This window comes from Endozoicomonas sp. (genome assembly GCF_051008435.1).
Taxonomy (GTDB): Bacteria; Pseudomonadota; Gammaproteobacteria; order Pseudomonadales; family Endozoicomonadaceae; genus Endozoicomonas_A.
Map to the genome: position 1 here is coordinate 1 of NZ_JBPCXO010000085.1, position 9791 is coordinate 9791.

Sequence of the window (9791 nt, forward strand, 5' to 3'; positions counted from 1 at the left end):
TGGCGCTCCTATAGAAGTCATCAAACAGTACGTTCAGCAGCAGAGAACACCGCATTAGTCGGCTATCGCCGACGAGCTTACATCCCCGCACTCAAAGTACGGGGTTTTACGCTCAACCGATAAATCAGTTTCCTGCCTGACACCGTGTATGAAACAGACAAACCCTGTGATTGAAGAAACTTCAAATGTCCGGAAAAGGCAGCTTGAGATCCCTCATTTTCACTATCTGGCGTAATGACAACTTGAAACCCATCTGTTTCCTGAGTCAGGGTTATTGAATAATGTTCCTTTTCAGCCACTGCCAACTGGAATTGACTGGTCAAAATATTCAGGGCCAGTACTCTGAAAGACAGCAGCATGCAAAGAAGAAAGGTAGCACAGTGAATCAGAGGCTTATACACTCTTAAAAACCCAGTTGTACGTCCACTTCCGAAATTTCTTTCAGGCTCACCAAATCATACTAGCTCTCCCACCCTGACGTTTGCCTGGTTTGAAGATTGATGCAGTTTTTATGAATTATCCGGGCCAGCAGTCATCCTGTTATACTTCGCGGCCAAAATTTTGAAATCAGGTTAAAACATGCTCAAAGGTCTATACGGTGTAACCGACAGCCAGCTTCTCCCTGATGATCGTATTCTGATGGAAGCAGTTGAACAGGCTTTGATCGGAGGCATGAAAGTACTTCAGTATCGAGACAAAAGTCTGGATCACGAAAAGAGGTTACGCCAGGCCAGTACCCTGCGGGTGCTCTGCCATAAGTACGGAGCCCTGTTCATTATTAATGATGATATTGAACTGGCTGCTGATTCCGAAGCCGATGGCGTGCACCTGGGGCAACAGGATGAATCGGTGGAATCTGCCAGAAAGAGGCTTGGGGAATACGCCATCATCGGTATCAGTTGCGAAGGTTCCCTCGGCCAGGCTCAAACTGCCGTTGAGGAAGGCGTCAATTACATTGCCTTTGGACGTTTCTTTCCTTCTCGCACCAAGCCGGACGCCAAGCCTGCTGAGTTATCGCTCCTGCCATCTGCCAAAGAGGCCTTCAAAGTGCCTGTTGTAGCCATTGGAGGAATTACTGTGGATAATGCCTCACAGCTTATTGAAGCGGGTGCTGATATGGTGGCAGTGGTCCATAATCTGTTTGCTTCCACAGATATCCAGAGTCGTGCTCGCAGTTTTACTGAATTGTTTAATCAGGAATAGATCATGTCCCTTCCCCATGAACGCTCAAGCACTCTGTTTACTGAAGCCCAGACCGTTATTCCGGGAGGCGTAAACTCGCCGGTAAGAGCATTCAAGGGTGTAGGTGGTAAGCCTGTTTTCTTCAAAAGCGCCAAAGGCGCCTATGTTCAGGATGTTGATGGCAACAGCCTGATCGACTATGTAGGGTCCTGGGGCCCGATGATTCTGGGACACAACCATCCAGACGTTGTTAGTGCCGTTCGAGATCAGGCTCTGGATGGGCTGAGTTTCGGCGCCCCGACCGCTCTGGAAACTGAGTTGGCCTTGAAGGTCCGCGAGATTTTCCCGTCCATGGAACTGCTCAGAATGGTGAACTCAGGTACCGAAGCGACCATGAGCGCCATTCGCCTGGCACGTGGTTTTACCGGTCGCGACAAGATTGTTAAGTTTGAAGGCAACTACCATGGCCATTCTGACTCACTGCTGGTAAAAGCCGGTTCTGGTGCACTGACCCTGGGTGTACCGAGCTCTCCCGGTGTTCCTGCAGCCCTGGCAGAAAGCACTATCACCCTGACTTACAATGATTTGGATTCGGTTAAAGAGGCGTTTGCAGAAATAGGCAGCGAAGTGGCCTGTATTATTGTTGAGCCGGTTGCCGGCAACATGAACTGCATTCCTCCTGTAAAAGGTTTCCTGGAAGGTCTGAAGACAGTTTGTAATGAACACGGAGCCTTGCTGATCTTTGATGAGGTGATGACCGGCTTCCGCGTTTCTCTGGGTGGAGCACAGGCTTACTATGACGTGAAGCCTGATCTGACTACTCTGGGTAAAATCATCGGTGGTGGCCTGCCGGTAGGTGCCTTTGGCGGCCGAAAAGATGTGATGGAGCACTTGGCACCTCTGGGACCTGTTTATCAGGCTGGTACCCTGTCCGGGAATCCCCTGGCTATGGCTGCAGGCCTGGCCACACTGAAAAACCTGGGCCGTTCAGGCTTCCACGCTGAGCTCACCGACAAAGCTGAAAAGCTGCTGACTGGCTTTAAAGAAAAAGCCTCAGAACAGGGTATTGCCCTGCAAACCTCTCAGGTGGGTGCCATGTTTGGCCTGTTCTTTACTAACCAGCCCCGTATCGATCGCTTCGATCAGGTGATGGCCTGTGACGGCGAGTTTTATGGTCGCTTTTTCCATGCCATGCTGGATGAAGGTATCTATCTGGCGCCTTCTGCCTTCGAAGCCGGCTTTATTTCTGAAGCCCATGGTGATCTGGAAATTCAGAAAACCATAGAGGCCGCTGGTCGTGCTTTCCAAAAGCTGTCCTTAAGGTAACACTTTTTACATTATGAGTTCACTGGCTCTATCGGATGCGGTGCTGGCAGCAGCCAGCGCCTTTGCTGTCTTCCTGCTCTGCCAGCAACAAGCATTTGCCCAAGTTCACAGAACAGCCACCAAGGGGGCTCTTCTGGGCTTTCTGCTGATCGCGCTGGCAGCGGTAGCAGGCACCCTGAAGTTCGGATTTTCAGAGATATGGACCGGTGTCTATCTCTTTTTGAATAATGCCGCGACCTATCTTTCTCCTCCTTTGATCGGCACCGCTATTGCTTTGCTGCTGTCTAACAAGGAGTGGAGTAAGCCGGTCTGGGGAAGAATGATTATCGGGCTCTGCCTGGCTTATGAGATTACCCGCTGGTATGGGGTTGAAACACTCTACAGGGATAGCCTGCTGGCAATCAGCCTGCTGTTAGCCCTGTATATGGTGATTAAAGCCCAGATAGAGCCCGGTCCAAAGGGACTGTTGCTCATCGCTTTTACCAGCTTTTTTATTGGCGGCCTGGTCATCGGTAATGAAGGGACTCTGGGTGGATACCTGAGAGTAAACCTGTTTCGCTACATGATTGCCCTGGGAAGCCTACTGCTGGGGACGGGGTTATTCATGCTGCTGAAAAACCAGAACCGAATTACCGAACAAGCGGGTACAAATCAGGAGTAAGCGGGCTCCACCTCTATTGCCCAGCAGGCACAAGTCATACGGGTTCTATACTGCTTAGTATTCAGAACATTTGCAGGGAAGCAACGTGGACAATCCTCCTTCTTCTGGGGTCTCAGGCCCCAGTCAGTCAATTCCATCTCATGCTTCAGAGTCCAGTCCAGCCAAGGAGCCATTGAAAGGCAAACTTGATCATCATGAGGTCACTGCTCTTGATAGCAGTAAGGTGGACAAGAAACTGCCAGAACCACCGAAAGAAAGCCGCAGAGCCAAGATCTGGAAAGGCTTCAAGGACTTTGTTTCAATCAAGTCCACTCCCCCCAGATACCAGTACAATGCCAATGTTCAGGTAGGTGGGCAAAACTTTCAGGTTTATACCAACAGTCCCAACCTGAATGTCTGGAGTAATAACTCCAATACAGTTGTCACCAGTAACACTCCGCACACTCACCTCCAGCATTTTCAGGCACAGCCCTTTCAGGGCAACCCTTTTCAACTTCAGGTGCCGGGTCTGGGAGTTCTGCAACTGCAACAACCACTGCAGTTTCCACAGACACGCTTCTCTTTCCCGCCGGTCTACCAGCATCCACTCGCTCCCCAGCCTGCCAAGCCAGTCTTTACTCATATTTACCAGGATGAAGCCGTCTGCAAGCAGATCGACCAGTCCAGGGTAACGGAACGTTTCCATATGTCAGAGGATCAGGTAGGACAACTGGAGACCCTATCCAAACGCGAGCTTGGCCGCTCTGAACGCTTTCCGAACACTCTCGATTCAGCCGTTGCAAAACGGAAGTCTTTTGACTTTCAGCGGTTGAATAACATCGTCAAAGAACACCAGGGAAAACTGGCTGAAAAACTGCCCACTGACGACGCTTCGATCAAAGAACAGGGCAAAAAGATGATCGACTCCCTCGAGGAAGGTATGCAGAGAATTGATACCATCTTCAAAACCGGCATCCATTACTTCCCTGAAAACGAAGTTGAAATGCTGAAGGACATGCGCCAGCAATTGAACAGTGAGCGATCTCTGGTACTGCAGGTCCTGAGACAGGACGGTGCCAGTGCCGCCGGAGAAAAGTTAGACTGGAAGTCTGCCACTGAATTCAAACGACTCGGCTACGACCTCACCCATGATGTCACCCGACACTTGAGTGAATATCATGGTAAAGAAGCCAAAACGGAAGAAGCTCTGGGCTCAGGAAAGGCTCATACCGTCACCAAACTCAGCTTTGAAGATGGCGATGAAACCGTTGATAAGGTCTTCAAATCAGAAGACGCTGTAGATACCAGCCACTTTAAAGAACATACCGACAAAGCTAAATATCTGGATACTCAGCGCCCCAGATTTGCCGCAAGAAATTTGGCCAGCCAGAGTCTTCAGGACACCCTTGGATTAAAACTTTTGCCCAAAACCGAATTAACCGTCCACAACGGAAAGGTCGGACTTTTGATGGATGTGGCCAAGGGTAAACAACCTTTTACCGCCAAAGATGGCATAGCCAAAGACATTCCCTTTGACCCGAAGGAGAATCCGAAAGTAGCCGCTGAAATTGCCAAAAACCTTAACAGTGCCGAGTGGCTGGATTGCTTCTGCGGTCAGCAGGACAGAAACGCAGGAAATTATCTGATCAATCCCGAAACGGGCCAGGTCACTCTGGTCGACAATGATCACTCTTTCTACCCGGGACAAACATCCATCGACCATTCAGAGGTAAAAACAGGCGCTTCAGGCTGGTTATCTCCATGGCCTGGTCCACCGACTCTTATAGATCGTGACGTCCTGAACAAACTCAATGCCACCACAGTAGATGATATAACGGCAAAACTGACAGGGTTGCTTCAGCCCGAGGAGATCGAAGCAACGATCAGCCGTCTGGAAGAACTCAAGGAGCACGCTGAGTTGCTGGAAGAGCAGGGACTGGTCGTAGATGACTGGGAAACCTGGCAAAGCAAAACCCAGCCCCCACTGAGTGCTACTGACTACATTCGTCGCCATGGCAGTCAGAGTGCATACCTTAATGCCATTCCTGCACTGCGAACCACTGAGTCAGCCCCTCAGACGGAATCCCGAAAGCCTCAGCCAAGAACACCATCAAGCTTATAAAAGGTGATAAAAATGAATGAATCTCCTCAATCACCCAAACCGCTTGAAGCAGCCAGACACCTGATCCAGGGCGCGGGTCTACCCATGCCCCCTATTCCCAAGAATATTTCAAAAAACCTCTTCAGGCCTGAAGAGACCAACTACTTCACGTCCAGGGTTAATACACCCGGTCCCTGGAGTTTGGGTTGGTTCCTTGAAGAGGTGGAGTATGGCAATCCCCAGAATTACGTCATGATCGGGATAGACGGTCATGGTCAGGAATCTTCAGCCACCCACTTCTATCTGGTTGAAGAGGATATTGCTTTCTTTCATCAGAGCCAGATGGTCAGTCCAGCCAACCCGAAGCTGGAAACAAGTCTCTCAGATCAGTATGACCTGATGGCCATCATTGCGGTTGCAACAGCACAGGCCAAGGAAAATGGTCAAATGGCAAAAGACAGCCGACTGATCATTGTCCGCCCTGCTTTTCGGCAAGCATTCTGGGGGTTACAACCCACTCCGGGTCATCCCATTGACTGGAAAGATGCTGAAGATGCCTTACTGGATGCCAGCAGCTGGCTGGCAACTAGAATGTACTGACCAGTACTTGGACAGACAAGCTTATACCGGCGGCATTGGGAACGGTTTTACGTTACTGCCTTTTACTTCTGAAACCTTGGCTGCACCTTCTTTCTCGACTTCATCAATGCGAATAATAGACGACAAAGGGATATAGCTTCGTTTAACGCCTTCGAAGGTGCTTTTCAGTTTTTCTTCACTGGGATCCACCAACAACTGGCTGCGCTCACCAAAAGCAAACTCTTCTACTTCAATAAATCCCCAGAGTTCACTCTGGAAAATTTGTCGTGCATAAACTTCAAAGACTTCAGACTCATTCTGAAAGATGACGCGAAAAACCTGGGATTTCGACATTGACTCCAAACACCTGTGACGCCGTAACTTTTACTGAAAAACCTTTCATCGCCAAGGCGAGGAAAACGGGTTTCGATCGCATTTGGCTGTTTCGGACATGTAATACAAAAGGCGGCTAGCATATCACAGTCTTAACGCCCATGAGCTAATGAAAAGCGAGGATAGGGGGGCGAGAAACCACAGTTGTTACTGACTGATTCCGATATTCCACAACGGACTTTGACAGATTCGAGAACCTTATCTAATTAATCTGTGTTCTCTACTTTCCTTTCAGCTCCTTTCTCGTTCGTTCTTTAATCGCCGTCCAGGTTCATTATGAATATACGCCTCCCCCTCACTATTATCTTATCTCTGTGCTTCATTCATTCCCCTGCATTTGCCGTCAATCAATGCTCGGACATTACAAGTTTGCGTCTGGATAAACAGGAACAAACCTTTATAGCTATGAAAGAGAGCTTTATAGGAACCCTGAAGCCGTCAGAGCATCTGGATCAGATTCGTGAGCTGACTACAGATCCCAAACTGCAGGATGAGGCAGGTGACCTTACTTTACAGAGCCTTCCGGACATCGTACGAGAACGCTACCCCAACATACCCAAAGCCATTCTGGATGACTTCACCAGTCAGATAGAAGAACTCGACAGAGTGGCGGACTGCTTTCACCATGGCAAACGAAATAAAGCTTCACTGATGAAGCTACGTTATCGGAAGGTCAAAGCAACAGAGACCCCTTATATAGGCTTCCTTCTGCCAAAAGAACCGGCCCAGCCCCGAAAAGCCAAAGTAGCCAGCTTTTCATCCTGCGAAGATAAAACCTGTCAATTCACTGTGAAGAATGTTGACGATCTCGATAAAGATGTCATTCTGCTGGTTCACCGCGCCGCTCGATTAAGTACTCCCGTCATTCACTCCAGTCCTATCGTCGACCCAAAGGCCCTCTCCACAAAACGCCTGCCAGAACGTGCTTATCTGCTGGAATTGGACTTGCAAAAGGTAGGTGAATATTTCAGCAAACCTGAAATCTATATGCAGCTCTCTTACTACAATGGCGACCAGCTGATTCGCGAAGATACGATTGAAATCCCGTGGGCAAAAGAAAAAGGTGTCAACAAAGGTAAAACAGAGATAATCATCTGGGTACATGCAGACTCAGTACAGCTGACCCTGATGGAAAATGACTGGGAGATCCCTTTCAGACTGATTGGTAAAATCCTCAGCAAGGCTGTGAGTATGGGCCTGCAACTGGCCAGTGCCAGTCATCCTGAAATAGGACATATCCAAACCGCCCTAGGCGACCTTAGAAACCGATCAGTGTCTGAAGACACTGACTTCTATGATGCTCTGGACAGAATGAATGCCGATGACCTGCTGGATACGGTTCGCCTACAAAGAACAAACGTGCATACTTATGTCCCCATGAAGAAAGGGGTTGTGAAAATGACACTGAAGCATGACTACACCCCCAAAACAGGTATAAGAAACGAACTGTAGCTCTATAAAGGTCACGTAATCCCTGCAAAGAAGGTCAGAAATATTGCTCACTACCTTCCGGACATCACTGCCGTTATAATGGCGACCTTTTCACCAGCCAGATCAGTTGTCACTGGTTTTGCTATTCTGAGTCACCTGAAGCCTGAACATTACAGTCTCAAGGTCTCAGATCCGTTTAACAGCAGACAGGAATCCGGCTTTGGTGTCTTAAATGACCAAGACAGACTTGAGCCCAGAAAGCGAAAGCATGAGCGCAACAAAAAAGCTTTATATCAAGACCCACGGTTGCCAGATGAACGAGTACGATTCAGCTCGAATGGCTGACCTGCTCGGAGAAACCCATACCCTGGAGTTGACAGACAACCCGGAAGAAGCCGATGTTGTGCTGGTGAACACCTGTTCTGTACGGGAAAAAGCCCAGGAAAAACTGTTTCATCAGCTGGGCCGCTGGAAAAAATTGAAAGAAGCCAATCCGGATCTGGTGATTGGTGTGGGTGGCTGTGTAGCCAGCCAGGAAGGGGAAGCTATCCGCAAGCGAGCGCCCCAGGTCGATGTAGTGTTTGGACCACAAACCCTGCACCGTCTGCCGGAAATGATTGATGCCACCCAGAGCAATCATATCCCTGTGGTGGATGTTACATTCCCGGAAATTGAAAAATTTGACCGCCTGCCAGAACCCTCTGTAGATGGCCCGACCGCTTTTGTTTCCATCATGGAAGGCTGCAGTAAATACTGTACATTCTGTATTGTTCCTTACACTCGTGGTGAGGAAGTCAGCCGTCCTATGGATGATGTGATTGCAGAATGCGTCGGTCTGTCTGAGAAGGGTGTTCGGGAAATTAATCTGCTGGGTCAGAATGTCAATGCTTATCGCGGCGAAAAAGACGATGGTACCGTTTGCGACTTGGCTGAGCTGATCACCATTGTTGCTGCCATTGATGGCATTGACCGTATTCGATTCACCACGTCTCATCCGAAAGAGTTCTCTCAGAGCCTGATCGATGTGTACGCTGAAGTCCCAGAACTGGTGAGCCACTTGCACCTGCCTGTCCAGGCTGGCTCTAACCGTATTCTTTCCATGATGAAACGTAACCACGAAGTGGAAATGTACCGGGACAAAATCAGTCAGTTACGTGAGCACCGTCCAAACCTGAGCCTGTCTTCTGACTTTATTGTTGGCTTCCCGGGTGAAACCGATGAAGACTTTGAAGACACCATGAACCTGATCAACGAAATTGGCTTTGATGCGTCTTTCAGTTTCATCTACAGCAAACGTCCGGGCACCCCTGCTTCTGATATGCCAGACGATGTCACTGAGTCAACGAAGAAACAACGTCTGAAGATTCTGCAGGATCGTATCAATCAACAGGCCATGCAAATCAGCCGTCGCCTGGTAGGCACCACCCAGAAAATTCTGGTGACGGGTTACTCCAAAAAGGATCCGGGTGAACTGAGTGGCCGAACAGAATGCAACCGTGTGGTTAACTTCAAGTGTGCAGAGCCACGCCTGATTGGTCGATTTGCCGACGTTGAGATTGTTGAGGCTTTCCCTCACAGTCTGCGCGGAAATCTGATGGATTCTGAACTGGGTGTCGTTGCCTGATCTCCTGAAATAAGAATCACTGATCTTATTTCAGCTCAGAGATCAGTGATTTACCCTTCCTTGAAGTCCGTTCAATCTAACCTATTCTGCAAGGCTCACTCTCAGGTTCGATAGGTTTTCAGTGCATCACATTTTCACACACTCGTTCTACGTTCTTGTGGTGACCTGCCTGACTCTGATGTTGACCTGCTCAAGTCAATTTGCGAATGCTTCCGAACAGTATCAACCTGATTTTCAAAAGATTGAAAATACGCTTCAGGACTACCTCGTTGAAGAGAACGTGCCCTGGCTGGAAGAGCTCAAGGCGATCACTTCAAAAGGCAGTGTGGAGCAGTCTCTACTCTCTGATCTTGAAGATCTGGTTCAAAGTTATCCAGCCCGATCAGATATTTTTGAGACTGTTGCTCCACTCTACCTAATGCTTCTCTCTTCAGATGAACTTTTTCGAAGCATTGACTTCTTTTCTCGATTAAGAAGGTTTGGAATACCTATTCCTGACAGTATTTTCGCCTACC

The 9791-nt window shown here is 48.9% G+C and carries 9 protein-coding genes; 8 read left to right on the forward strand and 1 reads right to left on the reverse strand.

The features are described 5' to 3' along the window. The first annotated feature begins 579 nt into the window (after positions 1-579). The 5 genes from thiE (at position 580) to ACR2PX_RS03850 (ending at position 5849) form a co-directional block, all read left to right on the forward strand. Positions 580-1203 carry a thiamine phosphate synthase gene (thiE, locus tag ACR2PX_RS03830; RefSeq protein ID WP_433998039.1) on the forward strand — a complete coding sequence of 208 codons (624 nt, stop codon included), beginning with the start codon at positions 580-582 and terminating at the stop codon, positions 1201-1203. A gap of 3 nt (positions 1204-1206) precedes the next feature. Continuing rightward, complete coding sequence (hemL, locus tag ACR2PX_RS03835) at positions 1207-2508, forward strand: glutamate-1-semialdehyde 2,1-aminomutase (protein ID WP_433998040.1); 1302 nt, start codon at positions 1207-1209, stop codon at positions 2506-2508. A 13-nt stretch (positions 2509-2521) separates the two neighbouring features. Continuing rightward, complete coding sequence (locus ACR2PX_RS03840; protein WP_433998041.1) at positions 2522-3169, forward strand: hypothetical protein; 648 nt, start codon at positions 2522-2524, stop codon at positions 3167-3169. 172 nt (positions 3170-3341) lie between these two features. Next, on the forward strand, positions 3342-5270 hold the full coding sequence (locus tag ACR2PX_RS03845; protein ID WP_433998042.1) for a hypothetical protein: 1929 nt from the start codon (positions 3342-3344) through the stop codon (positions 5268-5270). Between the two features lie 12 nt (positions 5271-5282). Continuing rightward, positions 5283-5849, forward strand: coding sequence for a hypothetical protein (locus ACR2PX_RS03850; protein ID WP_433998043.1), 567 nt, complete (start codon positions 5283-5285; stop codon positions 5847-5849). A 21-nt stretch (positions 5850-5870) separates the two neighbouring features. Here the strand turns inward: ACR2PX_RS03850 and ACR2PX_RS03855 are convergent, their stop codons facing one another. Next, a complete protein-coding gene (locus tag ACR2PX_RS03855; RefSeq protein WP_433998044.1) occupies positions 5871-6182 on the reverse strand; it encodes a DUF1820 family protein in 312 nt (103 codons plus the stop codon). A 408-nt stretch (positions 6183-6590) separates the two neighbouring features. On the opposite strand from ACR2PX_RS03855, the gene ACR2PX_RS03860 reads away from it, so the two are divergent. The 3 genes from ACR2PX_RS03860 to ACR2PX_RS03870 form a co-directional block, all read left to right on the forward strand. After that, positions 6591-7673, forward strand: coding sequence for a hypothetical protein (locus ACR2PX_RS03860; RefSeq protein ID WP_433998045.1), 1083 nt, complete (start codon positions 6591-6593; stop codon positions 7671-7673). Between the two features lie 211 nt (positions 7674-7884). Further along, the gene (gene miaB / locus ACR2PX_RS03865) at positions 7885-9276 is read left to right on the forward strand and encodes a tRNA (N6-isopentenyl adenosine(37)-C2)-methylthiotransferase MiaB (protein ID WP_433998046.1); all 1392 of its coding nucleotides are present in this window, start codon (positions 7885-7887) and stop codon (positions 9274-9276) included. A 121-nt stretch (positions 9277-9397) separates the two neighbouring features. After that, the coding region (locus ACR2PX_RS03870) for a hypothetical protein (RefSeq protein WP_433998047.1) at positions 9398-9791 on the forward strand (394 nt) is incomplete at its 3' end.

Excerpts from the sequence above, each read along its gene's own strand:
- thiE (WP_433998039.1), top strand. The coding sequence starts at position 580 with ATGCTCAAAGGTCTATACGGTGTAACCGACAGCCAGCTTCTCCCTGAT.
- hemL (WP_433998040.1), top strand. The coding sequence starts at position 1,207 with ATGTCCCTTCCCCATGAACGCTCAAGCACTCTGTTTACTGAAGCCCAG.
- ACR2PX_RS03850 (WP_433998043.1), top strand. The coding sequence starts at position 5,283 with ATGAATGAATCTCCTCAATCACCCAAACCGCTTGAAGCAGCCAGACAC.
- ACR2PX_RS03840 (WP_433998041.1), top strand. The coding sequence starts at position 2,522 with ATGAGTTCACTGGCTCTATCGGATGCGGTGCTGGCAGCAGCCAGCGCC.
- ACR2PX_RS03855 (WP_433998044.1), bottom strand. The coding sequence starts at position 6,182 with ATGTCGAAATCCCAGGTTTTTCGCGTCATCTTTCAGAATGAGTCTGAA.
- miaB (WP_433998046.1), top strand. The coding sequence starts at position 7,885 with ATGACCAAGACAGACTTGAGCCCAGAAAGCGAAAGCATGAGCGCAACA.